General features: G+C 26.8%; 21 protein-coding genes. 13 read left to right on the forward strand and 8 right to left on the reverse strand.

The features are described from left to right. Position 1: 1 nt before the first annotated feature. Both opp1B and nikA read right to left on the reverse strand, forming a co-directional pair. Positions 2–925, reverse strand: coding sequence for a nickel/cobalt ABC transporter permease (gene opp1B, locus AMRN_RS03825; RefSeq protein WP_099312536.1), 924 nt, complete (start codon positions 923–925; stop codon positions 2–4). Further along, positions 922–2499: a nickel ABC transporter substrate-binding protein gene (nikA, locus tag AMRN_RS03830; protein WP_099312534.1), complete on the reverse strand. Its 1578-nt coding sequence runs from the start codon at positions 2497–2499 to the stop codon at positions 922–924. Before nikA ends, opp1B begins: the two co-directional genes overlap by 4 nt. 151 nt (positions 2500–2650) lie before the next feature. Between nikA and AMRN_RS03835 the strand changes: the two genes are divergently transcribed. From AMRN_RS03835 to AMRN_RS03845, 3 genes are all read left to right on the forward strand, one after another. Next, positions 2651–3364, forward strand: a complete 714-nt coding sequence (locus AMRN_RS03835; protein ID WP_099312532.1) for an SDR family NAD(P)-dependent oxidoreductase — start codon at positions 2651–2653, stop codon at positions 3362–3364. A gap of 144 nt (positions 3365–3508) precedes the next feature. Beyond that, the gene (locus tag AMRN_RS03840) at positions 3509–5917 is read left to right on the forward strand and encodes a diguanylate cyclase domain-containing protein (protein WP_099312530.1); all 2409 of its coding nucleotides are present in this window, start codon (positions 3509–3511) and stop codon (positions 5915–5917) included. Positions 5918–6036: 119 nt separating this feature from the next. Next, positions 6037–8160 carry a methyl-accepting chemotaxis protein gene (locus AMRN_RS03845; RefSeq protein ID WP_099312528.1) on the forward strand — a complete coding sequence of 708 codons (2124 nt, stop codon included), beginning with the start codon at positions 6037–6039 and terminating at the stop codon, positions 8158–8160. Positions 8161–8190: 30 nt separating this feature from the next. Here the strand turns inward: AMRN_RS03845 and AMRN_RS03850 are convergent, their stop codons facing one another. Continuing rightward, a complete protein-coding gene (locus tag AMRN_RS03850) occupies positions 8191–10314 on the reverse strand; it encodes a methyl-accepting chemotaxis protein (RefSeq protein ID WP_099312526.1) in 2124 nt (707 codons plus the stop codon). A gap of 244 nt (positions 10315–10558) precedes the next feature. Further along, a complete protein-coding gene (locus tag AMRN_RS03855; protein WP_079579822.1) occupies positions 10559–10873 on the reverse strand; it encodes a F0F1 ATP synthase subunit C in 315 nt (104 codons plus the stop codon). Positions 10874–11131: 258 nt separating this feature from the next. On the opposite strand from AMRN_RS03855, the gene AMRN_RS03860 reads away from it, so the two are divergent. From AMRN_RS03860 to AMRN_RS03890, 7 genes are all read left to right on the forward strand, one after another. After that, positions 11132–12697: a hypothetical protein gene (locus AMRN_RS03860; protein ID WP_099312524.1), complete on the forward strand. Its 1566-nt coding sequence runs from the start codon at positions 11132–11134 to the stop codon at positions 12695–12697. A gap of 169 nt (positions 12698–12866) precedes the next feature. Then, positions 12867–14219, forward strand: a complete 1353-nt coding sequence (locus AMRN_RS03865) for an imelysin family protein (protein ID WP_099312522.1) — start codon at positions 12867–12869, stop codon at positions 14217–14219. After that, entirely contained in the window at positions 14167–15588 is a 1422-nt protein-coding gene (locus AMRN_RS03870; RefSeq protein WP_228150856.1) for a di-heme oxidoreductase family protein, read from the forward strand. Before AMRN_RS03865 ends, AMRN_RS03870 begins: the two co-directional genes overlap by 53 nt. After that, on the forward strand, positions 15588–16526 hold the full coding sequence (locus AMRN_RS03875) for an imelysin family protein (protein ID WP_099312520.1): 939 nt from the start codon (positions 15588–15590) through the stop codon (positions 16524–16526). The genes AMRN_RS03870 and AMRN_RS03875 overlap by 1 nt, the downstream gene beginning before the upstream one ends. Before the next feature lie 98 nt (positions 16527–16624). Continuing rightward, the gene (locus tag AMRN_RS03880; protein ID WP_228150972.1) at positions 16625–17431 is read left to right on the forward strand and encodes a sterol desaturase family protein; all 807 of its coding nucleotides are present in this window, start codon (positions 16625–16627) and stop codon (positions 17429–17431) included. Then, on the forward strand, positions 17428–18597 hold the full coding sequence (locus AMRN_RS03885; protein WP_099312518.1) for a cytochrome-c peroxidase: 1170 nt from the start codon (positions 17428–17430) through the stop codon (positions 18595–18597). The genes AMRN_RS03880 and AMRN_RS03885 overlap by 4 nt, the downstream gene beginning before the upstream one ends. Positions 18598–18714: 117 nt before the next feature. Beyond that, a complete protein-coding gene (locus tag AMRN_RS03890) occupies positions 18715–19422 on the forward strand; it encodes an SDR family NAD(P)-dependent oxidoreductase (protein ID WP_099312516.1) in 708 nt (235 codons plus the stop codon). Positions 19423–19477: 55 nt separating this feature from the next. On the opposite strand, the gene AMRN_RS03895 is transcribed toward AMRN_RS03890, so the two are convergent. Next, positions 19478–20170, reverse strand: coding sequence for a GW dipeptide domain-containing protein (locus tag AMRN_RS03895; protein WP_099312514.1), 693 nt, complete (start codon positions 20168–20170; stop codon positions 19478–19480). 134 nt (positions 20171–20304) lie between these two features. Here AMRN_RS03895 and AMRN_RS03900 point away from each other — a divergent pair, with 134 nt between their 5' ends. Next, a complete protein-coding gene (locus AMRN_RS03900; protein ID WP_099312512.1) occupies positions 20305–21636 on the forward strand; it encodes a TolC family protein in 1332 nt (443 codons plus the stop codon). Between the two features lie 5 nt (positions 21637–21641). Here the strand turns inward: AMRN_RS03900 and AMRN_RS03905 are convergent, their stop codons facing one another. From AMRN_RS03905 to AMRN_RS03915, 3 genes are read right to left on the reverse strand one after another with little or no spacing between them, the layout of a single operon-like run. After that, positions 21642–22529, reverse strand: coding sequence for a DMT family transporter (locus AMRN_RS03905; protein WP_099312510.1), 888 nt, complete (start codon positions 22527–22529; stop codon positions 21642–21644). Positions 22530–22588: 59 nt separating this feature from the next. Beyond that, the gene (locus AMRN_RS03910; protein ID WP_099312508.1) at positions 22589–23368 is read right to left on the reverse strand and encodes an AraC family transcriptional regulator; all 780 of its coding nucleotides are present in this window, start codon (positions 23366–23368) and stop codon (positions 22589–22591) included. Positions 23369–23400: 32 nt separating this feature from the next. After that, a complete protein-coding gene (locus AMRN_RS03915) occupies positions 23401–23769 on the reverse strand; it encodes a Fur family transcriptional regulator (RefSeq protein ID WP_079579833.1) in 369 nt (122 codons plus the stop codon). Positions 23770–23885: 116 nt separating this feature from the next. On the opposite strand from AMRN_RS03915, the gene AMRN_RS03920 reads away from it, so the two are divergent. Both AMRN_RS03920 and AMRN_RS03925 read left to right on the forward strand, forming a co-directional pair. Then, on the forward strand, positions 23886–24836 hold the full coding sequence (locus AMRN_RS03920; protein WP_099312506.1) for a metal ABC transporter solute-binding protein, Zn/Mn family: 951 nt from the start codon (positions 23886–23888) through the stop codon (positions 24834–24836). Between the two features lie 2 nt (positions 24837–24838). Further along, positions 24839–26284 carry a nickel/cobalt transporter gene (locus tag AMRN_RS03925; RefSeq protein ID WP_099312504.1) on the forward strand — a complete coding sequence of 482 codons (1446 nt, stop codon included), beginning with the start codon at positions 24839–24841 and terminating at the stop codon, positions 26282–26284. Positions 26285–26288 lie beyond the last annotated feature (4 nt).

Here is a 26288-nt window from a genome sequence, read left to right on the forward strand (position 1 = left end):
ATCAAACTCTTAATCTTGGATCTCTTACTTGTAACCAAATATCAGCTATTAGATTAAATATGATAAATAAAATCGCAATAAAAAGAATATAAGATTGTATTATTGGATAATCCCTTGCAAAAATTGCATGTACACAAAGTCTTCCAAGTCCTGGTAAACCAAAGATATTTTCTATAATTACAGTACCTGCAAATAGTTTAGGAATAGACATAGCTAGTGCAACAATAAATGGATTGATAATATTTTTTATCTTATGTTTTAATATTTCAAACTTATTAAGTCCTCTTGCTTTAGCATAAGTAATAAACAAAGAGCTTTTTATTTGTATTAAAGAGTTTCTAATAATTCTTACAAAAGTAGAGATATATGCTACTGCTAACGTAATAGCTGGTAAAACAATACTTTTTATACCATCTAATCCACTTGATGGAAAAATATTAAACTTTAAAGAAAAAAGCCAAATTAGTAATAAAGCTAACCAAAAGCTAGGCATGGCAGCTGATGTAAAGATAAATACTCTAGCTAGTTTATCAAAATAACTATTTTCATAAACTGCACACAATACACCAATTGTAAAACCAAAAATTGCTATTAACAAAATAGCACTAAAAGATAGATATATTGTTACAGGTAGTGCTTGAATAAGTTCATCAAATACAGGTTGTTTTGTTTCATAGCTAGTTCCTAAATCTGCGTTTAGCAAATTTTTTATCCATTGAATATATTGTTGTACTAATGGCTTATCTAAACCTAACTCTTTTTTTGTCTCTTCTATTGCTTGTGGAGTAACTGTAATGTTGTTTATTCTTAGTGTAACTTCAGCTGGGCTACTAGGATTTAGATTTACTAAAATAAAGCATACTATAGAAACCCCTAATAAAAGGGGAACTATAAGTAATACTCTTTTTATTATATATCTTATCATTTTGTCTTTTCAAGATACATCTTTTCAAATGGAATTTCATATTGAGAAAGATTAAATGTAATATTTTTAACCCTTGGATTAAATACTACCTTTGTTCTTGAATAGCTAAGAGGTATATATACATTTTCTTGATGAATATATGTAAATATCTCTTCATATAACTGTTTTCTTTTTTCTTCATTTGACTGTGTTAAAATATCTTGAATAGTATTATCCAACCAAGTCTTTCTTTCTAATCCCATTTGCGCTTGATAATCTCCATGTGCAGGTACTCTCCATGAAGAGATAAATGATTGCGGGTCGTATGGAACACCCCAAGATAAAGCATATTGTAAATCAAAATTACCACTTTTTTGTCTATCTAAAAATGACTGTTTCTCTTCTCCAATAATTTTTAAGTTTACTCCAATATCTTTTAAGTTACTTTGTATATATTCACTTATAACTTTTTCTTGTGCGTTATTTGCATTATAATATAGTTTTAATTCAAGAAGCTTTCCATCTTTATATCTAAAGTTATCATCTTTTAAAATCCAACCTGAATCTTTAAGTAATTGATTTGATTTTTTAGGATTAAACTCTTTTGTTTTCAAATCAATATTTGAATAGGGCGTAGTTTTTGAAAAAAGTGTATTTGCAACTGATTCAGAATTGTTCAAAATCCCTTTGATTATGGCTTCTTTATTAATTGCATGAGCCAATGCCAATCTTACCTGAGGATCTTTTGTAATCTCTCTTTTAGTATTTATAAGAATAGCTCTTGAAGCAATAGGATTGCTTAGTAGTGTTTTTAAACTATTCTCTTTTTTCAAAGCAGTAAAAGCATTTAAGTTTATCATATCTCCATCAGAACCAAAAATCAAATCAACTTCACCTTTTTGTAAAGCTAATAATATTGCTTGATGATTAGGTATTACTTTCCATTTTATTGAAGATATTTTAGGTAATTTATTCCAATATTTACTATTTTGTTCAAACAGTGCAAAACTATTTTTTTTATGTTCTTTTAATATCCATGCTCCAGTACCATTATAACAAGAAAGGCCATTTTTTGTTTCATTTTGTTTAAAACATTTTGGTGAAACAAAACGAAAAGGTCTAGTCATGGCTAATTCAGTAAGGGTTGGATAATATGGGCTTTTTAGATTTAATTCAAAAGTATATTTATCAATTACTTTTGTTGAATCTATAACATTTACAAGTTCTAACCAAGAGTGTCTAACTTTGTTTCTTAAAATCGCATCAAAGTTACTTTTGATAACATTTGCATCAAGTTTAACACCATCAGTAAATAAAACATCTTCTCTTAATTTAAAGATATATTTTTTCCCATTTTCTTTTATTTGCCAACTTTTTGCAAGCCAAGGTTTGATTCCATTTTGAGTATTAATAATCAATGGTTCAAAAACCATATTTTGTGCAGCCATCTCTCCTCTATATAAATGAGGATTTATATCTCTTATATCTTTTGTACTTGCATAAATTAGTTCATTTGACTCTTTTTTATTTTCTTGACAACCAATAAATATAAAAGTTACAAAAAAAGTAACTATCAAAATTAATATTTTATTCATTTTTACCTCTTAATATTTTTAGTATTATAATTTTTTTATGTAAAATGAAAGTTATATTAACATCTTCTTGTGTATTTTTGGAACTAATTTGTAAGTTCTTTTTTATTATAAGAGAGTAATATAAATAAAAATATTTATAAAGGCTATATATATGAATTTAAATAATAAAACAATTCTTATCACAGGTGCAAATGGCGGACTTGGTTCAGTATTTGTAAAAAAAGCAATTGCTTTAGGTGCTAAAACTATTTATTGTGCTGCAAGAGATATAAAAACTTTAGAAGAGATTCAAAAATTATCATCAAATATAAAAACTGTAAAGTTAGATATTACAAATAAAGAAGATGTTATTTCTTTTGCAAATAGTATTGACTCTCTTGATATTATTATAAATAATGCTGGTGTAAATAGTGCAAAAAGAGTATTTGAAGATAGTACGATAGACTTTGATGTAAATGTTCATGGTACTTTAAATGTATGCAAAATTTTAAGCAATAAGTTAAATAAACAAGGTGCAATTATAAATATCACTTCAGTTTTAGCTTTAGCAAATCTTCCAATAATGGGACTTTATTGTTCATCAAAGGCTGCACTACACTCACTAACACAAGCTTTAAGAGCAGAATTACTAAAAGATGAAATAGATGTTTATGAAGTTCTTCCAGGTCCTATTGATACAAATATGACAAAAGGTCAAGATATGCCAAAAGCAACACCTGAATCAATTGTTTCTAATGTTTTTGAAGCTTTTTTTAATAAAGAGTTTGAAATTTTTCCAGATGATTTTTCAAAACAAATAAAACAAGGGTTAGAAGCAAATCAATCACAAGTTTTAAAAGAATTTGCTATGTCAGTTGCAAACTAGAAGTTTTTCTTCTAGTTGTAACCAAACTAATCATAAAGACACTATTTAGATTAAAATAATAAAATTTGCAATATTAAAATTCAAGTATAAAGCCTTTTTGGGTATTATCATCACTTGAAATAATTCTATGAATAGGAAAGTATCTTGCTAAAAAATACTCTTTTTGTTAAGCTTTTATTGATATTTACATTACCTGCTATTGGTATATTATACTTTAGTACAATACTTGTTCTTGATAAAATAGATACTTTAAGTCAAGTTGATAATATTCAAAATGATGTAAAGTATATTTTTGCAACAGAAAAAGTTATTGATTCTATTCAAAAAGAAAGAGGCTACACAGCAATCTATCTAAATACAAAAAAATATAAAGATAAACTTTTAAAGCAAAGAACTTTAACAAATAGAGTTTATCAAGAATTTCTAACAACTATATCTAACATAGAAAAAGAAACACCAAACTCAAATTATAGTGTCAATAAAGTACAAAATATTTTTCATGATTTTATAAAAATTAGAAAAAGTGTGGATGAAGATGAAATTGATTCAAATAAAATAATTAAATTTTATACTAAGATAAATAATCTACTTTTATCAACTATTTATTCAATAAAACCTATAAAATTTGTAACGAATTTTAATACAAAATTTGCATATATTGTAAACTTATTAACTACTAAAGAAGCAGCAGCAGTAGAAAGAATAATGACTTCTTTATATATTATAAATAAAAAAATCTCTGATGAAAATTATCAAAAATTAATTCAAACATATACTATTCAAAATATAAATATTGAAGAGTTTTTACTAAGTGCACAAAAAAATGAGATTGATGCTTATTCAAATAATATTAAGTTTGCATATGAAAAGAGATTAAACTATTTAAGAAAGAATTTAAAAGAGATTGTTCATTCAAATAGATTAGCTTTAGATGAATGGTGGAACTTTTCTTCTTCAAGAGTTGATGAATTTGGCAAACTTTATTATTTAGTAAGTAGTGAAGTTTTAAAGCTTACAAAAGAGATTGAATCACAAGCTACAAAATCTCAAATACTAAGTTTAAGCTTTTTATTTGTCTCTTTTGTAACATTAATCAGTCTTTTATTTGTATTAAAAGTTATTGTTTCAAACCAACAACAAAGTTTTAATAAATTAAAAAAACAACAAAATATCTATAAAGTTTTAAATAAAATAAATAAAGTTATCTTAAAAATGCCTACGAGAAAAAAACTTTACAATAAACTACTTGGCACTATTGTAAATGACCAAAATATATCTTTAGGACTTATTTATAAAGTTAAAAAATCTCAAAGAAAAATTATGCTTATTAAAGGTGAAAATCCTGATAATATTTTTTTTAAAGAAGAAGAACCAAGTAGTTCAATCTTTAAAAAGGCAATAATTTCTAAGAAAAACATAATAAAAACTTCAAATATAGAAAAAGTAAGTGATATAAAAGAAGATTTTTTTAAAACAAGAAACTTCTCTTCAATTGCTGTATTTCCAATAAGAAAATTTGAGAAAGTTACTGCTCTTATGGTTTTGTATTCAAAAAACAAAAACTTTTTTGATAATGAAATAGAAATTTTATTTAATAAAATGATTATCGATATGGAGTATGCTTTAGAAAAGATTGATTATGAAAAAACAAAAGCAAAACAAGAGGAGCAATTAACAATCGCATCATATGCTTTTGAATCAAATGAACCTATGATTATTACAAATAGCGAAGCAAAAATTATAAATGTAAACCAAGCATTTTGTAATGTTATGGGATATGAAAAGGGTGATATTCTAGGTAAAAATCCAAATATATTTCGTTCTGATGAGCATTCAAGTGAATTTTATAAACAAATGTGGAATTCAATACTAAAAAAGGGAACTTGGTCAGGAGAAATTTATAATAAAAAGAAAAATGGTGAAAAAATACCTTTAAAAGCTACAATTACTGCTATTAAAGAAAAAGATGGAAGTGTGAAACACTATTTATCTCAATATAATGATATAAGTGAACAAAAACTAAAACAACAATATTTGGAGTATCAAGCAACACATGATAGTTTAACTGCTTTGCCAAATAGAATGCTTTTATTTGATAGAATTGAACACTCTATTAATAAAGTTTCAAGATATAAAAATTATGGTGCATTGATATTTATCGATCTTGATAATTTTAAAACTATAAATGATACTTTAGGTCATGAAACAGGTGATGTTTTGTTAAAAGAAGTCTCAAAAAAACTGCAAGAAACAGTTAGAAAAGAAGATACTCTTGCTAGAATTGGGGGAGATGAGTTTATTGTTTTAGCAGATTTTATTGGAAGTGATAAAGCTAGTGCAAGAAACAATATTCAAATTTTAGCTTCTAAAATCAAAGGTTCATTAAATGATATAAAAATAATAAATGGATATGAAAATATTTCAACACCTAGTATTGGAATAACTTTATTTCATGATAGTACATTTAGCGTACAAGAACTAATCAAACAAGCAGATACAGCTATGTATATGTCAAAGCGTTTAGGAAAAAACAGAATCTCTTTTTTCGAATAAAATAATCTTAAATATATATTAATAAAAAATAATAATTTTATAAATTAAGAAAAAATCACTTTTAAGTCCTTTTAAATAGTTAATATCTAATGAAAAAATCTTGAATAAAAGGATAACAAATGGGGAAGTATAGTTTAAAAACAAAATTATTAACTTTGATTTTTATTAGTGTTGGAATCTCTTTTGGAATATTAGGGTTCCAAAATGCAATTAATTCTTATGAATCTAAGTCTGCTTTAGTTAAAAATAAAGAGATGAACAATTCAAAAAATATTGCAGAGTATTTAGATGTATATTTCAACTCTAAAATTACAGTAGTTAATACAATCGCAAAGAATTTAGAAAAAGAAGAGATGAGTGTTCATAATCAAAATATATTTAAAACACTAGAACTTGGAAACAGTGCAGGGGAGTTTGGTCTGTTCTTTCTTGGATTTGCTGATAATGGTAATGAAGTTGAATCAGGTGGAAAAACTTTAACTTTAGAAAAAGATAATTTTGATGCTAGAAAAAGACCTTGGTTCAAACAAGCAGTGAAGAAACAAGCACTTGGAGTTACGAAACCTTATTGGGGAAAAACTTTAAATACTTATGTAGTAACTTTATATAAACCAATTTATAAAAACAGTAAGTTAGTTGCAGTTTTAGGAGCAGATATTGCTTTGGATGTATTAATAAATAAACTAGCTTCATCTGATATTACTGAGGGTGGATATGCATATGTTGTAGATAGTAACGATGGAGAGATTTTAATTCATAAAGATAAAAAATCAATGGGAAAAACTAGTAAGTTTTTTAATGGAATGAAAACAAATAAAGAGGGATATCTTGTGGATGAAGAAGATGGGATTGAACAACATATTTTCTTTCATAAAATAAAAACTTTAAATTGGGATATTCTTATTAAGGTTCCAGAAGAGCATATCTTTGGACAAATTAAAAAAGATATTCAAAAAACAGTGATTTTATTTATTGTTTTATTATCTGTGATTTTATTTATTTTATATCTATTTTTGAATAAAGCTTTAAGTCCTTTAGGAAAATTTGAAGATGGTCTTTATTCATTTTTTAGCTACTTAAAAGGTGAAAAGAAAACTATTGAAAAGTTAAATATAAACTCAAATGATGAGTTTGGAAAAATGGGTAAAATAGTTGATGAACAAATGCAAATTATTGAAACTTCTCATAAACAAGAAGAACTTCTTATTCAAGAAGTAAAACAAATTGTTAGAAGTATAAAAGATGGTGACTTGTCGTGCGAGGTTACAAAAGAAACTTCAAATTCATCATTAAATGAACTAAAAGATATTTTAAATGAGATGATTAAATCTATTAGAATGGATGTAAATGATGATATTGTTCAAATTAAAACAGTGTTAGAATCATATTCACAACTTGACTTTACAAATGAAATAAAAAATCCAACAGGAAATATTGCTATAAAAATCAATCAACTTTGTGAAATTATAACAAAAATGCTTCAAACAAATAAGCTTAATGGTGAGCTTTTAAATGAAAAATCTCAACTTCTATTAGAGAATGTAAACCAGTTAAATATCTCTACAAATGAAACTGCTGTATCTTTAGAAGAGAGTGCTTCTGCATTAGAAGAAGTTACAAATACTGTAAAAGCCAATACTCAAGATATTAGAACTATGACTAATTATTCAAATGAATTAAGTCAAGCTATAAATGAGGGTGAAAAACTTGCAAGTTCAACTGCTAAAGCTATGGATGATATAAATGAAGAAACAAAACTTATTGTTGAAGCAATCACTGTTATTGATCAAATCGCTTTTCAAACAAATATCTTAAGTTTAAACGCAGCAGTAGAAGCAGCAACAGCTGGTGAAGCTGGAAAAGGCTTTGCAGTTGTTGCAGCTGAAGTGAGAAACTTAGCAAATAGAAGTGCTCAAGCTGCAAGTGAAATAAAAACTTTAGTTGAAAAAGCGACTTCAAAAACACACAATGGAAAAGTTATTGCTGATACTATGATAACAGGCTATAGTAAATTAAGTCAAAATGTAGAAAAGACTACACATATTATTAGTAATATTTCAACAGCTTCAAATGAGCAAAAAATTAGTATTGAGCAAGTAAATGAAATGGTTACTAAAATTGATGCTCAAACTCAAGAAAACTCAAGAGTTGCAGGAAATACTCAAGATATTGCTAAATCAAGTTCAAATATTGCATCTGAAATATTAAAAAGTGCTAGTGATAAAAAGTTTAAAGAAGATTAATTAAAGTTGTTCATAAAGAGTTTTTACTCTTTATGAATCTCTAAATTGCTTTTGATTTACTGTATTTAGTATCTCTTTAGCTACACTTGATGTATTTGTTGCTATATCATGTGTTTGACTAGCAACAGATGCATTGCTTTGTGTTTGTTGATCAAGTCTAGTAATTACATCATTGATTTGTTCAATGCTTGTTTTTTGCTCTCTTGATGCATCAGAAATATCAGTAATTGCTTCTGTTGTTTTTGATATATTTTCATTCAATGAGTTATACCCTTTTATCATATCCCCTGCAATTACTTTACCCTCATTTGCTTTTAAAGTCGCATTCTCAACTATCGTTTTAATTTGATTAGCTGCTTCTGCACTTCTACTTGCAAGGTTTCTAACTTCTGCTGCTACAACTGCAAAGCCTTTTCCAGCTTCACCAGCTGTTGCTGCTTCAACTGCTGCATTTAGTGAAAGAATATTTGTTTGGAATGCAATTTGGTCAATTACAGTAATTGCTTCTGCGATTGCATTAGTTTGCTCATTTATTTCTTCCATTGATTTAGCAGTAGAGCTTGCAAGTTCATTACCTTCTTGAATTGATTGTGTCAACTCTTGTGAATGTTTTGACATATCACTAATTCTATTTGTATTGTTAATAATTGTACTTGTAATCTCTTCAACTGCTGCTGCTGTTTCTTCAAGTGAAACTGCTGTATCATTTGAAGCTTTATTTAATATATCAACATTGTGTAATAAAGTATTTGAACTCTTTTCTAAGTTGATACCATTTAATTTGTTTTCTCTTAACATCCCATTTATGATTTCACATAAATTGTTTAATCCTCTTGATACTTTTCCATCTGGATTTTCTATCATATTTACAAAGTTTAGATTTGAATACTCTTCAAGAACATTTAAAATTGGGTTGATATCACTATTTACATTCTCATTAATAGTTCTTATCATCTCATTTAAAATGTCTTTTAGTTCATTTAATGATTTATTTGATGTAGATTTATTTACTAATACATCAAGTTTTCCATTATTGATATGATTTACAACGTTTTTAACTTCATTAATAAGTTGTTTATCTTCTTCAAAGCTAGTTGCTACATGTTTCATCTCTTTATCAATAACACTTGCCATATTTCCAAACTCATCTTTTGTTTGAATATTTAACTCTTTAATCTCTTCTTCTTCACCTTTTAAATATTTGAAGAAAAAGTTTAATCCCTCTTCTAGAGTTTTTATTGGTGCAAGAAGTTTTATTAAACTAAATAGTAATATTGATAATATTATAATAAGAAGAACAACATACAAAATAACTTCTTTTATAACACTTGCAAAAATCTCTTCATAAATTTCAGCTTTATTTAACTGTATCATTAAATGCCATTTAGTTAAATCAACTGTATTATAAGCAGCTAATAACTCTTCACTTCCAAGAGTTGCTTCTCCAAAATCTAAAGTATTTGATGTTTTTATTTGTTTAAAAACTGTACTCTCTTTTTTTAGTATGTCTTTATTTTTATGAATAAGAATATTTCCTTCTTCATCAACTAAATAAGCAAATCCAGTCTCTTTTAATTCTACTGTTAATACTGTATCAACAATAGTATCAATAAATATATCAGAACCAACTACACCAAGAATTTCACCTTCTCTAACATATGGTGTATAAACTGTAACAACAAGTTTTTTTGTAGTTACATCAACATATGGTTTAGAAACCCCAGAAGTTTTTTTCTGTATTGCATCTTTATACCATGGTCTAACTCTTGCATCATAGTTGTCTTTTTCTTTATTTAAAACTTTTCCATTAGCTAAAACTAAATCCCCTGTACTTTGTAAACCTATATATAAATCCACAAAATTACCTGATTTTTTACCTAATAGTAATTTTTCAACTAGTTGTTTATTTGTAATATCTAAAGTATTTTTATCAATTTCTTCAGATACTGCTTCAACAATATCAACTTTTGATTGTAAGAAACTATTTATGTATCTTGAGCTTTCTTTTGCTAAGTCTAACTCTTTTTGTTTGATTGTATTATACTGAGCATTGTATTCATTTGTTGAACTAAATATCCCTAGAGCAATAAATGAAAATGACACACTTAATAATATCAATATCAGAAGCTTTGTTTTTATACTGTTTGTTTTCATGACACTTCCTTTTGTTGTTGTTTTTTAACTATACTGTAATCTTAGCTAAAAAAAGTTGTAAAATAGTATCATTTTGTATAAAAACTATATAAATTTTGAAAAAAAATCTAAATATAATTTTTTTGTGAGTTTACATTTAAAGTGTCATTATATGGTTATTTTAGTTTTTGTATAATAAAAAAAAGGTCAAAACATATAATGTTTTGACCTTTTTATGTATCTATAAAATCTGTAGTTTTACAAATTATCCTAAGAATGGGTTTGCATATAAAGCAATCATAGCAATTACTAATGCATAAATAACTTGTGCTTCGATCATCGCTAATGCAATGAACATTGTAGTCATTAATTTTCCACCTAAACCTGGGTTTCTAGCAGTACCAGCAATTGTTGCAGCAGCAGTGTTACCCATACCAATAGCACCACCTAATGCAGCAAGACCAAGTCCAATCCCAGCAGCTACTACAGAGTAAGCTTTTAAAGTTTCGTTTGCAACTGCACCATCAGCAGCGAATGCAGCACCAGCAATAGCTAGCATTAAAAGAACGATTTTTTTCATTCTATATTCCTTATTATTTTTTATTTTCAAAGTCTGTTCGGATAGCGTAACCTTAGAATAACTAAAGCAACCTAAACATAAATGCCTAGATTTCCCTACTTATCACTTTGAGTGACAAGATTATACATGAGAGTTTATTAAATTTTCTTTAGTTAGTATGTAAAAAGATTATAAAATTACAAAATGTAACAAAGCATATTACTAATTTGATTTTTTTAAAAATTGCAGTATAATCTTTAAAAAAAACAAAGGACTTACATGAAAAAAATTTTTCTTTTTTTCTTAGCATCTTTATTAATCTTTCTAGGTCTTTTATATGGTCTTTTATTTACTCCAGCAGGTAACTCTTTAGTAGCTTCATATATACAAAAAAGCGCAAATGAAAATGTTAATGCCATTTTTAAAGTAAAAGAGTTTAGTTTAACAACTAGTAAAATCAAGTTTGTTGCAACAATTGATGAAAATTCAGAAATTGATGTAATTGGTGATTTGGCACTACTTCAAAAACGAGTTGATTTGAATTATGAAATAAATATCAAAGACTTATCAAAACTTGAAAAATTCACTAAACAAAAGTTAAAGGGTAACTTTTATACAAAAGGTACAGTAGCTGGTGATGAAAAACTTACTAAAATTAATGGTATAAGTAATATTTTTGATAGTAGCACATCTTATGATATAAAGCTTAAAGATTTTAAACCAAGTGATATAAAGTTTTTGATTACCAATGCTAAAATTAAGGATATCTTATATACTTTAAATCAGCCTTCATATGCAAATGGATTGATAAGTATTGATGGTAAAATAAATAATCCAAATATTGCAAGTCTTGATGGAATTATTTCAACAGTAATTACAAATGGTCAAGTAAACAATGAAATAGTAAATAAAGCTTTTAATCAAAACTTGATGGTTCCTTTAACATTTAAAGGTGATATTGTTACAAATCTAGAGCCAAACAAAGCAGTTTCGAAAATTGATTTTTTTACTTCTATGGCAAACTTATTAGTAAAAAAAGCAGTTGTTGATTTGAAAAGTATGAATATAAATAGTGATTATTTACTAAGTATCCCTGATTTGATAAATTTGTATGATCTAACACAAACAAAAATGAGAGGTTCAATAAATATAGATGGTGATATTGAAAAGACAGCTACACTAATGAAAGTCTCAGGGGCTTCAATGCTTTTAGATGGAAGTTTAGATTTTACTTTATTAAATGATGATTTAAAAGCTGATATAAAAAATATAGATATTCAAAAATTAAATCATATGATGTATTATCCTGATTTTTTTACATCAAAAGCAAATGCTAGCTTAATATACAATATTAAAAAACAACAAGGTGATTTAGTAGCAACTCTTTCAAATGGACAGTTCTTACCAAATGAGTTCTCAAAATTAATAAATACATTTGCAAAATTTGACATCACAAGAGAAGTTTATGAAAGTATTGATGTTAAAAGTACTATTAATGAAAAATTAATTAATTCAACTATTGATATGAGTAGTGATTTAACACAACTTAATGTAACAAAAAGTGAAATTGATTTAGATAAATCAACAGTTGATGCATTAGTAAAAACTCAATTAAAAGGGGTTGAGTTTGATACTTTTATAACAGGAGATTTAAAAAGTCCAAAAGTTTCAGTAGATACAACAAATCTTTTAAAACTAAAATTAAAAAAAGAGAGTGAAAAAATTATAAAAAAACACTCTAAAAAACTTGAAGAAAAACTAACTGAAAAGTTAGGAGAAAAACAAGGTAAAAAAACTACTCAAGAGATAATCGAAGGATTTAGAAAATTCTTTGGAAATGAATAAAAATAATAAAATAGAGCTTGACTCTATTTTATTATTTCTTTGAAAATACTACTTTATATATACATTATTCTATTTTGATAATCATTGTCACTTTTAAGTTACTCTTAAACTACATTTTGTTTTAATTTCATATTGATAATAAATATTAAAATTAAAAAAGGAAACATAAATGACATTTACAAAAACAAAAGTTCTTGTAGCTTCTCTTTCACTTGCTGCTACACTTGCACTTACAGGTTGTGCAACTTCACAAGTTAATGCAAGCAATAATCAAGTAACTGCCCAAGAGTTATTAACTTCTTATTCAAATATTGCTTTAGCTAATTATAATGATGCCTTAAAAGATGCAAAACAATTAGATAAAGCAATAAATGATTTTGCTAATAACCCAACACAAGTAAATCTCGATATTGCAAAAGCAGCTTGGTTAAAATCAAGAGAATCATATGGTCAAACTGAAATCTTTAGACTTTCAAATGGTCCAATTGATGCAGAAGAGGGTTGGGTAGCAGAAGCTTATGGTGCTTTAGAAGGACAAATAAATGCTTGGCCACTTGATGAAAATATGATTGATTATACAACAGATGCAAATAATAAAAGAACATCTGGAAATATTATTGATACAAAAGGTGAATTTAATCCAGGTGGTGAAGAAAGCACAGTTGTAAATGTAAAAGATATTACTGTAGATGCATTAACTGCACTTAATGAAAATGGTGGTGAAGCAAATGTAAGTACAGGTTATCACGCTATTGAATTTTTATTATGGGGACAAGACCAAGATTACTCTAACTTTGTAAAAGATTCAATTACAAATGGAGCATTAGTAGCTGGGCAAAGACCTTTAAGTGACTTTACATCTGATAAAGATTCTAAAAGAAGACTTGACTATTTAAAAGCTTCTAGTGAAAAAATTGTTTCTGATTTACAAACTGTAACATCTGCTTGGAAAAAAGAGATAAATGGAAATACAGGTTTATATCAAGCTGCACTTTTAGGAAAACTTAAAGGTGAAAATGCATCTAAAAATATTGATGAAAAAACAGCATTAAGACAAATCTTTGCTGGTATGGGTGTATTTGTTAAATCAGAACTTGCAAATGAAAGAATTGCAGTTGCTGTATTAACTCCAAGTGAAGAAGACGAACACTCTTGCTTCTCTGATAATACACACAGAGATATTGTTGCAAACTATAAAGGTTTCAAAAATGTATTAATGGGAACATATAATGGAATGTCATATGGTAAAGCTCCAATTAATATGTTAGATAATGAAACTAAAGATAGAATTTTAAATCTTATGGCTTCAATTGAAGATAAAATTGCAAACATAGATGCAATTGCAAAAACTTCAAGACACTTTGATTATCAAATTAGACCAAATGACCCACAAGCAAAAGTTATAGTAAAACTTAAAAATCAACTAAGAAAACTTGGTGATGAGATGGTTAATGTAGCTAAGGCAAATGGTGTTGAATTATCAAATGATGATGTTACAGATCCAGAAGAAACAAAAATTTAATTTTTCTGTAAAAAAAGTAGTATTATTAAAAAGTCTTGTAGCACTATTTGCTACGGGACTTTTTGCCGTTAATAATGCGTCTGATATTTACACTGAAAAATTAAATAAAAATAGTATATTTAAGCCAATAAAAGGGTTAAATAATAAACAGTATGATCAATATATCTTAGGAAAAAGTTTTTTTAGAATTCCTTGGGTTGAATCACCAAGTGCTACAACTGCAAGAGATGGTCTAGGGCCTTTATATAATGCAAACACATGTATTTCCTGTCATCCTGCAAATGGTCGAGGAACTTTATATAAAAAAAATAGTAATAATCTTTCAAGAGCTTTAGTTGTAAGACTTTCTATTGCTTCTAATAATACTCAAGAACATAAAAAGTATATGCAAAAGAATGGTTTTGTTCCTGAACCAAACTATGGAGCACAATTATCAATAAATGGTGTACATGGTGTAATGTTTGAGGGAAGACCTAATTTAAAGTTTGAAGAAGTAAAAGTTACTTTTCCTGATAAAGAAGTTGAAACTTTATTAAAACCTACTTATCTTTTAGAAGATTTAAACTATGGAAAACTTCATAAAAATGCAGTCATATCTTTTAGACTTGCTCCAACACTTATGGGAATGGGATTAATTGAACTAATATCAGATGAAGCAATTTTAGCAAATGAAGATATTGATGATAAAAATAGTGATGGTATTTCAGGAAAAGCAAATAAAGTATATTCTCCTAAAACAAACAAGATTGAGTTAGGAAGATATACTTGGAAAGCAAGTGCTGCAACAGTTGTCGAACAAGTTGCTGGTGCAATGCACAATGATATGGGGCTTACAACGCCTTTTTATCCACAAGAAAATTGTACAAAAACACAAAAAAAGTGTAATGAAGCACCAAAAGATATGAGATATGAGTTTGATGTTCCTCAAAATAGACTAGATGCGGTTGAGTTTTATTTGTCGAATCTAAGGGTTTATAAACCAAAAGAAGATGAAGAGTTCAAAAAAGGTCTAGAACTATTTAAAAAAGTTGGATGTGCATCTTGTCATATTAGCAGTTTTGAAACAAAAATAGGAACAATTAGACCATACTCTGATTTTTTACTTCATGATATGGGTGAAGAGTTAGCTGATGGAAGAGTTGAGTTTAAAGCAACAGGAAGTGAGTTTAGAACACCTTTACTTTGGGGATTGGCACTACATGAAAAAATCAATGGTGTAAAGCCAAGACTTTTACATGATGGAAGAGCAAGAACTTTTCAAGAAGCTATTTTATGGCATGGTGGTGAGGCTTCTAAAGTTAAACAAACATATATGAACTTACCAAAAGAAAAAAGAGAAGAATTAATTAAATTTTTAGGAAAATTATAATGAGAAAAATCGTTTTATTATTGGCATTTGTAATCTCTTTTGCATTTTCAAATACATTGACAAATATAGTAAAAAATATATCATTACCAAATGTAAATAATGCAATAGAAGATTTAAACAATTTAAAAAAGAGTTATAGCAAAGATGATTTTAAAAAACTTGTAAAATCATGGAAAAAAGTACAAGCAGTTTATCTAGCTGGAACTATCAATGAAGACTATATTGATACTCCAAGATATGTGGATATTTTCCACTATGGAAATGAAGATATTACTGTTCAATTAAATAGAGCTATAAAATCAACTGATGATGCAAAAATAGAGTTATTTAGAAACTCTACAAAAAGTATCAATGCAGTTGAATATATGCTTTTTAAAGATAAAACTTTGTCAAAAAGAGATAAAGAGCTTTTAGATGTTATGTTTGAAGCAATAAGTTCACACTTAAATGATATAAAAAATGTTTATTCAAACTTTTTAAAAGGTGAAGAAAGAGATGAAAAATGGGGAAATGCAGCTATTATTAATATCTTGATTGATTCTACTTATAAATTAAAAGAGTGGAGAGTTGGTGACCCAGCTGGATACTCAAGAAAATATAAAGACAATCCAGATAATAAAAGAGGTGAGTACTATTTATCAAAGCAAAGTTTTGCAGCAATTAAAGCAATCTTAGATGCACACAATCAAATTATAGGTGAACAAAAGTATAAAAACTATGCAACTATGGCTATTGATGGTGGAGCAAAAAAACAAGTATTTCAAGTAAGAAGAGCTTTAGATGAATCATATAAAGAGTTAGCAAAACTAAAAAAAGATGATTTTACAAATGCACAAGCACTATTTGAAGCTTTAAGTAAATTTCACAATACTTATTATCTATCACTTATTGAAGAGTTATCTGTAACTGCAAAAATTTTAGATGCGGATGGTGACTAGTGGACTTTTTTGCACTTGAGTATTTTATCAACCCAAACAAAAGAATATATTGGGGATTTTTACTGAGTTCTTTAGTAATTACATTTATATATATTTATTTGAAGAAAGATAGTAATTCTAAAATACTATTTTCTTCAAAACTTTGGTGGCACCCAAGTGCAAGACTTGATTATAGTTATTTTTTAGTTTCTTACTTTATTAAACTATTTATGATTTATCCTGTGGTTATAAGTGCAAAAACAATAGCTTTAGAAGTTAATTATACTATGAGTGAACAATTTGGATATTTTTTTACAAACTCATTTTCTTATGAAACTATTATGATTTTGTATACAATCACACTTTTTACAGTAAGTGACTTTACAAGATACTGGATACATAGATTTTTACATACAATTCCATTTTTATGGCACTTTCATAAGGTGCATCATAGTGCAAAGGTCTTGAATCCTCTGACTTTTTATAGGGTACATCCTATTGAAAATATACTTTTTGGATTTAGATACTCAATAAGCATAGGGCTTGTTACAGGAGTGTTTATTTACTTTTTTGGAGCAATGCTTAGTGTATATGATATTTTTGGAGTAAATGTATTTGTATTTGTGTTTTCACTACTTGGCTCAAACCTTAGACATTCACATGTGAAATTTAAATATTTTTCATGGTGTGAAAAATGGCTAATTTCTCCTTATATGCATCAAATACACCATAGTACAAAGCATTTGGATAGAAACTATGGTGGATATTTGGCTATATGGGATAGGGTATTTAATACCCTTACCTTATCAAATGAGGTAAAAAATATAAAATTTGGACTAAGAAAGGAACAAATGGGCGATTATGATTCTTTATTGAAGCTTATTTATACACCTTTTTTAACTTTACTACAAAGGAAAAAGATATGAGATATCTAAAAATGATTGGTTTTTCTTTGATTGCATTGATAATAGCAGGATGTAATCAAACACCTACTATGTCAAAAAAAGAATTGGCAAAACTACAACTAGAAAAAGAACAATTAGGTAAAATTCTATTTTTTGATAAAAATTTATCTAAAAATAGAACTCAAAATTGTGCAACATGTCACAATCCAGAAAGAGGGTTTGCTGATGATAGAGATAATGGCGTAGGAAAGATGGCATCACTTGGAGATGACAATAAATCACTTGGAGATAGACAAGCTCCAACAGCATCATATGCTATGTTTTCACCAGTATTTCACTATGACAAAAAAAATAAAAAATATAAAGGTGGACAATTTTGGGATGGAAGAGAAGGAACACTAGCTGGACAAGCAGGTGGACCACCATTAAACCCAGTAGAAATGGGAATGCCAAGTAAAGAAGCTGTTGTAAATAGACTTAAAGAAAATGAGTATTATATACAAAGATTTAAAGAAATTTATGGTGAAGATATCTTCAAGTCAAATGAAAAAGCATTTTTTGCTATGACTGAGCTTATTGAAGCTTTTGAGATGACTAAAGAGTTTGCACCTTTTGACTCAAAATATGATAGATATTTAAAAGGTGAATATGACTTAACAGTATTAGAAGATTTAGGGCGTTCAATATTCTTCTCAAACAACAATAATTCTTGTGCAAATTGTCATGTATTAAAAGGTGAAGATAAAAAAGGTGAAACTTTTACAAACTATGAGTATCACAATATAGGAACACCAATAAACCATGAATTAAGAGCCAAAAATGGAACAACTTCAATAGATAATGGACTTTTAAATAACCCAGCTGTAACAGATGAAAAACACAAAGGTAAATATAAAGTTCCAACACTAAGAAATGTAGCAGTTACAGGACCATATATGCACAATGGTGTATTTAAAGACCTAAGAACAGTTGTAGAATTTTATGATAAATACAACAATAAAGATAGAAAAATAAATCCAGAAACTGGTAAACCATGGCAAGATCCAGAAGTAGAAGAAACAATCTCACTTGAAGATCTTAAAGCCAACAAACTAATAGATAGAAAAGTAGAAGCACTTGTAGCTTTTATGAAACTACTAACTGACAAAAGATACGAACACCTACTAGAAGAAAACGAAAATAAATAATCAAAAGGTTAAAGCCTTTTGATTATTTGCAATTTAATTTTATAAATAACAATATTTTTTAAGAGTTTTGAAACCAAGTGGCTTATATACTTTATTTATAAAAGTAGGGAGAAAACTATGAATAAAAAAAGAGTTTTGATAACTGGTGGAAATAAAGGTATTGGTTTAGCTGTTTCAAGAGCTATGTTAGAGCTAGGACATGAGGTTATTATGCTTGCAAGGGAGTTTGAAACTTGTCCTTTAGTTGGGGTAAAAGATGTAACTGCTGTTGAGTTTGATTTATCAAAGCTTGAAGATTTACCAGCACTTGCAAAAGAGCTTGGTGATATTGATATTTTAATAAACAATGCAGGTTATATGCAACCTAAATATACATATGATAACTATCCTGTTGAAGCAAGAAATGCTATTATGAATGTGGATTTATATGCTCCTATTGAACTTATGAATCTATTTTGTGAGCATATGAAAAAGCAAAAATATGGAAGAATAGTAAATACAGCTTCAATTGCTGGACAAGTAGGGCATCCTGATGTTTGGTATGGTATTGCAAAAGCTGGACTTATAAATGCTACAAAAATCTATGGAAAACTTTTAGGTGCACATGGTATTACTGTAAATTGTGTAGCTCCAAGTCCAACAGAAACAGATATGCAAAAAGATAATTCAGAAGAGAGAAAAAAAGAGTTTAAAAAGACAGTTGCCACAGGTAGATTTGCTCAGCCAGAAGAAGTAGCAAAAGCAATTGTTTGGTTAGCAACAGATTGTCCAGAATATATCAATGGTATTTGCCTTGATATAAACAACTGCTCATATCCAAGATAAAAAAATAGCTAGAGTTATTCTAGCTATTTTGATTGTTTAGTATCTAGCTTAAATCTTAAAGTTTTGTAAACTTTGCATTTACACCTATTATTTGGTATTTAAAACCATATCCATAATCAACATCTGTGTTAATTGTCCCTATAACTTCTACTTTGTCACCTTTTTTTACTTTTTCATCTGCATTTGGTGATCTAAAGATTATAGAGTCATTTGTACCTTTGATTTTAACCCATGTATTTCCAAGTACTTTATTTGATACTTGTACTACTTCACCTTGGATTTGTACATTTTTATTTTTAAAGGCATCTTTTTTCTCAAAAAGTTTTGCTATTGTTGTTTTGATTGGTTTATCTTTTGATATTACAATTTCATCAAATTTTGGATTAGGTTTTTCACCTTTTGTCATCTGTCCATGAATTCCATGCACATTATTTGTTCCATGAATTGCTTTTTTTGCATTTGGCATCTCTGCAAACATAACTTTTTCAAATGTTCTATTTAATGCAGTACTTTTAAAGTTTGTCATCCACATTTGTTCACTAATTTTAATAGTTTCACCAACTATTACTTTTGTAGCTGGAACTGCTGCCCAGTAGTTTTTATCTTTATCTTGAATTTTTACATATGTATAGCTACCCGCATCTTTAAATTCTAAAACTTTTCCCTCATGGATTGTGTCTTTCTTTGCAAAAGCTGTATTTACACTCAATAATACACCAACACAACCTATTGTTATTTTTTTTAACATTCTTTTTCCTTAGTAAAAATTGCCTTCCCTTGTCTGAATTTTATATTAATTAAACTTTATAAATTCTTTTTAGTATAGCTTTATAAAGTTTTGTTTATAATATAAAGACAAAACAAATAATTCTAAGGTTTTTAATGAAAATAAAATTCATTTTCTTTTTCTTTATATTTACTCTTTTTTCAAAACTTTTTGCACAAAGTATAGAAAATAGAATAGATTTAAAATCACTTTTTTTATTGTCATTGCATGGAGAAAAAGAAAAAAGTATAAAAAACAATAATTTAATAGTAAATAATAATAAATTTTTTATAGATAATCAAAGACTAGTAAATGGACTGTATTCTCAAAGTAACTATAATTCATTGACAGTTTTAATACAACTTTTATATACAAATAATCATATTTTAAAAAACAAAAAAAGCAAATATCTTTTAAATAGTGCATTATATGCAAAGCATGAGGGCTTAAATGAAGCTACTTTGTATGAAATAGCAAAGCTTTATTTTAAAGTTTTAAATTTAAAAAAACAATTACAATTAAATATGAAAAGAGAAAAACTTTTAAGACAAACCTTAGAATATGCAAAAGAAAGAGAAAAAATAGGTATAAATATCAGTGATGATTTAAAAAGTTTATACTTACAATTAAGAAATGTAAGTGTTGATAGAATAAAGATTTATGAAGAAAAAACTAAATTAAAACAAATGCTAAAAGTATTAGTTAAAAAAGAGCTTGATAATTTCAATTTAAAAGATTATGATTTAAAAAGTGATGAATTTTTAGTAAAAAATGAATCAATGATTTTTTATGTAAATACTAAAGAGAAACTAAATAGAGTTTCAAATAAATTAGCTTCCAAATACATAGATGAAAATATACAAATTACAGTAATGCAAAGTTTATTAAATAGTAAAAAAGACAAAGCAAAAGAAGATGAGTACACACAAGAACTTTTAAAAAAATCTAAAACTGTAGATGAAGTAATAAACGAGCATAAAAATTCAAATACAAACAAACCTTGGAATAAAGAGGATTTTGACAAGATAATAAAAGAAAAGCTTCCTTTATATATCAATGCAAAGGTTACTTTAAAAAACAATCAAAATAAAAAAGAAGTTAAGAACTTAAACTTAACAATCAAAAATCAAAAATCAAAAATTCATAATACAATTTCTAAAAACTTGCACTATTTAATTTCAAATTACAAAACAATAAATAACTCAAAAATTTCAAATAAAAATGCTCAAAGAAATTATATATTAAATAAAAAGATGTATAGAAAAGGTGATATCTCTTTAGATGTACTTTTAAATGCACAAAAAAATATGATTATTTCTTTATTAAATGGATATAACGCTAGATATGAATACTTACAAGATATTGTAGCGATACTTTATAATACAGGAAAAATTAAATCTTTTGCATATGATGGAATTAAACAAGAGTTTGAAAATAGTATCTTTTAAGATAACTATTTTCTACGAATTTTTATATTATTTAGTATCTTAACTGCAAATAAAGTCATAATAGTTCCTATAATTATAGAAAGACTAATATTTTCTTTTAGAAAAATTGCACTAAATCCTATTGCAAAAAATGGAACTAAAAATATAAATGAACTTACTTCATTTGTACCTAGTTTTTCAATTCCTATAAAATATATACTTGTAGCAAAAGTAGTTGAAATAACTGACAAAGATAAAATATTGAACCAAAAAATTCCATCGAAACCACTATAATCAATGGTTCTAACATCTAAAAAGAAAATCATAACTAATACATTTGAAATACAATACATATAAAAAGTAAAAACCATAGGGTTTGTTTTTGTAATTTTTGAGCTAACTATTGTCAAAACTGGCCAAAGTAGTGAACCTATTAAAAAATACATATTATATGTAGTAAAAATTTGTTCAGCACTAAAAGAGAAAACATTTAATATTGTAAGTACTCCAAAAGCTCCTAATACAAGTGCAAATATATCTTTTCTCAAAATCTTTTTAGAATAAAAAATTGCCATTATTATAAATGTATTTATGGGAATAAGTGTAGTTACAAGTGCTCCGCCTAAACTAGCAGTTCCATATTTTGTTCCTAAAAAATAACATTTCATATATCCAATCATAACGATTGAAGCAATAAGTGCTAAAAAAAGGCTTCTTTTATTTATATAAAAATATTTTCGCGTAATCATTAAAACAGGTGCTAGTGAAATAATAGTAAAAAGATTTCTAAAAAACATAAGTTCATACTCATTTATATAAGCACTTAAAACCTTTGCGTTTACCCAAGAAGCACCCCATCCAGCCATTGCTAAAACCATAAAAATATAAAAAATAGTTCTGTTTGTTTGTGTCATATATCTTCTTTTTATTTTTAATATAACAAAAATAAAAATATAATTATAGAATAAAATTGCTATTTTTTATTTATTCTTGAGGGTGTGTAGCCATAAAGTTTTTTGAAGTTTCTTGTAAAGTGTGATTGGTCGTTGAATCCTACTTGTAAACTAGCTTGAGATAAACTTACATCATTTTTAATAAGATTGATTGCTTTATTTATTCTTTGGTTTATAATAAAATTGTGAGGTGTTATTCCAAACTCTTTTTTAAATACTCTTAAAAAATGGTATTTACTCATATTTGAATTTCTTGCTAATTGTTCTAGGTTAAAATCTGTATCAAGATTATCACATATAAATTCATAACTATTTTTTATAACTCTTTTGTCATCAAAAATATTTTCAAAACTCTTTTTTGTATGAGAAGTATAATTTAAAATCAAGTAAGACAATGCATCTACTAAACTACTTTGAATAAGTAAGATGTCTTCATTATTATAATAGTTCATAAAAAAATTATGCAATTTAAAAAATAGTATTTTATCACTAAAAACATGTTTCTGAAAAATTGGTATTTTCTTTTCAAAAAAGATATCTTCATATATATTTGAAAGTAGTTCTACTTTTGGATAAAAATTTGAGTGTGACCATGCACTTGATACTCCTCCATGAAGTTCCCCTGGATTATTTACCCTTGATGTATATCTAAAAGAATCATATTTTTGATTAGTGTTAAAAGATTTTAATACCCCTTCATAAGTTATTCCAATAGTATAAGTATCATGAAAGTGTTTTGAAAAGTTGTTATTTGAAAGTTTTACACATTCAAATGTTGTATCTTTTAATAATTTATTCATATTAAAATTCTAAATTAAAGTTGAATATAGAGTTATTTGTCTAAACATTCTGGGCAAATACCTTTTATAATAATATTATCAATCTCATGCTTTGCTAAATTAAAATCAATATTTTGAGATATACATTCAATATTCGAACACTTGCAACAAATAAAGTGCGCATGAGGATTGTTTTGAATCTCATAATATCTTTTTTTGTCATTTGATTCAAAGCTACTTATTATATGTTCATCTTCAAATTTTGTTATATTTCTATAAAAAGTTGCCTTATCCATAGAAAGATTACTTTTTATATCATCATAACAAATAGGTTTATTTGAATTCATAAGTATCTCAAGAATTGCTTTTCTTGCTGTTGTTAATTTTAAATTTTTTTCATTTATTAGTTTTTCTATATTCATAACAAAGATTATATCGATTATTTTTTAAAATATTATTAGAAGATGCAACTAAGTTGCGTTAAAGTTTTTATATATTATTATTCCACAAATGCAACTCGATTGCAAAAGGAGAAAAAATGAAAAAGTTATTTATTGCAATTTTGGCACTAAGTAGTGTTGTTTTTGCAAAAGAAGTTACAGTGAGTATTTTGCCTCAAAAATATATAGTTGAAAAGATTGCAAAAGATAAAATCGATGTAAATGTTATGGTTAAGCCAGGGTTTTCACCTGCAACATATGAACCAAAAACTTCTCAAATGAGAAAACTTGCAAAATCAGAAGTTTATTTTGCTATTGGAGTTCCTTTTGAAAAAGTTTGGTTAGAAAAATTTAAAAATGCAAATGAAAATTTAAATATTATAGATACATCAATAGGAATAAAAAAACTTGCAATGGCAAAACATGAGCATCATGATGAAGATGAACATGACCATGAAGCACATCACGAAGAGGAACATGAACATGAAGAATCGGCACACCATGAAGATGAACATGACCATGAAGCACATCACGACCATGAAGATGAAACTCATGAACACTCAGGTTTAGATCCACATATTTGGCTAGATCCTATTTTAGTTAAAACACAAGCAAAAAATGTTTATGAAGTATTAGTTGATATTGATTCAAAAAATAAAGATTTTTACAAAAAAAATTATGAAAATTTTATAAAAGAATTAGATGAGCTTTATTTGGAAATAAAAACTATTATAAAACCTGTAAAAGATAAAGCATTTATGGTATTTCATCCATCTTGGGGATATTTTGCTAAAAGATTTCATTTAGAACAAATTGCTGTTGAGGTTCAAGGAAAAGAACCAAAACCAAATCAATTAGTTGACTTAATCAATGAAGCAAAAGAGCACAATATTAAAGTTGTATTTGTAGCACCGCAGTTTTCTCAAAAAAGTGCAAAAATTTTAGCTTCAAATATCAAAGGTGATGCAGTTGTGATGAATCCACTTGAAGAAAATTTAAAAGAATCATTAATAAAAACTGCAAAACAAATAGTAAGTTCGTATAAGTAAAAATGCTTAAAGTTTTATTTTCTTTTATACTTACACAAAGCATAGTTTTTGCTTGTGCTTTGTGTAGTGTTTACTCTCCCCAAACAAAAGTAGCTATTAATGTAAACTCAACAGATACAAAAATTAATTCAATTGATGTTAAGTGGGTTATTACAAAAGAGTTTACTGACCAGTTAAAACAAATATATGATACAAATTTAGATGATAAACTTGATGAATATGAGATGAAGTTTATTCAAAAAGCCTTAGTTGATTATGCTTCAATTAAAAATTTTATGACACATATCTCATATGGAGAAGTTATAGATAAACAAAATTCTGATTTAGTAAAAGTAAGCTCTTATAAAGCAAAAATAATTGATGGAATACTTCACTTTTTTTATACTATTGATGTAGATTATGATATAAAAAATGATTATGCTTTATATATTAAAATAAACGATGATGAAAATTATTTTGTTTTGCTATTAGAAAAAAATTATCTTAATTTTAAAAATAAAGCAAAAATTTCTAAGATAGTAGATACCCAAAGTGTAATATTTCATATTGCAAATGCAACAACTTATGAAAAAGCAAAACATACAGAAGAAAAAATTGTAAAAAAAGAAGAAATAAAGAAAGAAGATTTAAAACCAAAACAAGAAAAAGAGCAAACTTTACTTGATAAGTTTGTTCAAAAAGTAAAGAAATATTTAGTTGCAGTACAAAAAGGTGATAATCTAGCACTATTTACACTTCTTTTTGTTTCTTTTATATATGGAATAATTCATGCTTTAGGTCCAGGTCATGGAAAAACTTTAGCATTTTCATATTTTACTTCAAACAAAAGTTCATACTCAAAAGCTTTTATAATTTCACTTGCCTCAGCATTTGTTCATATAATAGGAGCTTTAATACTAGTATCAATTTCAGTTTTTATACTTCAATCTGTATTAAATAGCTTTGTAAGTGATAGTGTGAAAATACTTACTCAAATTTCAGCTGTTATGATAATGCTTTTAGCTTTTTATATACTACTTCAAAAGTTAAATAACAAAGGTTGTTCTTGTAGTTCGTGTAGTACAAAAAGCAGTAATGCCATATCTTTTAGTACTACAAACAATAATACCTTACTTAAAGCAAATGATAAAATTGATTTTCAAAATCTAAAAAGAAAAAATAGAAGTGATTTATACTTTGTATTAACTGCTGGTCTTATTCCTTGCCCTGGTACAGTGATTTTATTTATATATGCGTTTATTTTGAAAACATATTTTGCAGTACTATTGGCCTCAATTGCAATTAGTTTTGGTATGGGGCTTGTGATATTTGCAAGTTCATTTTTAGGAGTAAGCTTACACAAACTAAGCTCTAAATCACATAGATTTACATATATATTAGAGATTATTTCTCCTATTATTATGTTTATTCTTGGATTATTCTTACTATTTAGTTCTAACTCATTATAAGACT

Source organism: Malaciobacter marinus (assembly GCF_003544855.1).
Classification (GTDB): Bacteria; Campylobacterota; Campylobacteria; order Campylobacterales; family Arcobacteraceae; genus Malaciobacter; species Malaciobacter marinus.

Excerpts from the sequence above, each read along its gene's own strand:
- opp1B (WP_099312536.1), bottom strand. The coding sequence starts at position 925 with ATGATAAGATATATAATAAAAAGAGTATTACTTATAGTTCCCCTTTTA.
- nikA (WP_099312534.1), bottom strand. The coding sequence starts at position 2,499 with ATGAATAAAATATTAATTTTGATAGTTACTTTTTTTGTAACTTTTATA.
- AMRN_RS03835 (WP_099312532.1), top strand. The coding sequence starts at position 2,651 with ATGAATTTAAATAATAAAACAATTCTTATCACAGGTGCAAATGGCGGA.
- AMRN_RS03845 (WP_099312528.1), top strand. The coding sequence starts at position 6,037 with ATGGGGAAGTATAGTTTAAAAACAAAATTATTAACTTTGATTTTTATT.
- AMRN_RS03850 (WP_099312526.1), bottom strand. The coding sequence starts at position 10,314 with ATGAAAACAAACAGTATAAAAACAAAGCTTCTGATATTGATATTATTA.
- AMRN_RS03855 (WP_079579822.1), bottom strand. The coding sequence starts at position 10,873 with ATGAAAAAAATCGTTCTTTTAATGCTAGCTATTGCTGGTGCTGCATTC.
- AMRN_RS03860 (WP_099312524.1), top strand. The coding sequence starts at position 11,132 with ATGAAAAAAATTTTTCTTTTTTTCTTAGCATCTTTATTAATCTTTCTA.
- AMRN_RS03865 (WP_099312522.1), top strand. The coding sequence starts at position 12,867 with ATGACATTTACAAAAACAAAAGTTCTTGTAGCTTCTCTTTCACTTGCT.
- AMRN_RS03875 (WP_099312520.1), top strand. The coding sequence starts at position 15,588 with ATGAGAAAAATCGTTTTATTATTGGCATTTGTAATCTCTTTTGCATTT.
- AMRN_RS03885 (WP_099312518.1), top strand. The coding sequence starts at position 17,428 with ATGAGATATCTAAAAATGATTGGTTTTTCTTTGATTGCATTGATAATA.
- AMRN_RS03890 (WP_099312516.1), top strand. The coding sequence starts at position 18,715 with ATGAATAAAAAAAGAGTTTTGATAACTGGTGGAAATAAAGGTATTGGT.
- AMRN_RS03895 (WP_099312514.1), bottom strand. The coding sequence starts at position 20,170 with ATGTTAAAAAAAATAACAATAGGTTGTGTTGGTGTATTATTGAGTGTA.
- AMRN_RS03900 (WP_099312512.1), top strand. The coding sequence starts at position 20,305 with ATGAAAATAAAATTCATTTTCTTTTTCTTTATATTTACTCTTTTTTCA.
- AMRN_RS03905 (WP_099312510.1), bottom strand. The coding sequence starts at position 22,529 with ATGACACAAACAAACAGAACTATTTTTTATATTTTTATGGTTTTAGCA.
- AMRN_RS03910 (WP_099312508.1), bottom strand. The coding sequence starts at position 23,368 with ATGAATAAATTATTAAAAGATACAACATTTGAATGTGTAAAACTTTCA.
- AMRN_RS03915 (WP_079579833.1), bottom strand. The coding sequence starts at position 23,769 with ATGAATATAGAAAAACTAATAAATGAAAAAAATTTAAAATTAACAACA.
- AMRN_RS03920 (WP_099312506.1), top strand. The coding sequence starts at position 23,886 with ATGAAAAAGTTATTTATTGCAATTTTGGCACTAAGTAGTGTTGTTTTT.
- AMRN_RS03925 (WP_099312504.1), top strand. The coding sequence starts at position 24,839 with ATGCTTAAAGTTTTATTTTCTTTTATACTTACACAAAGCATAGTTTTT.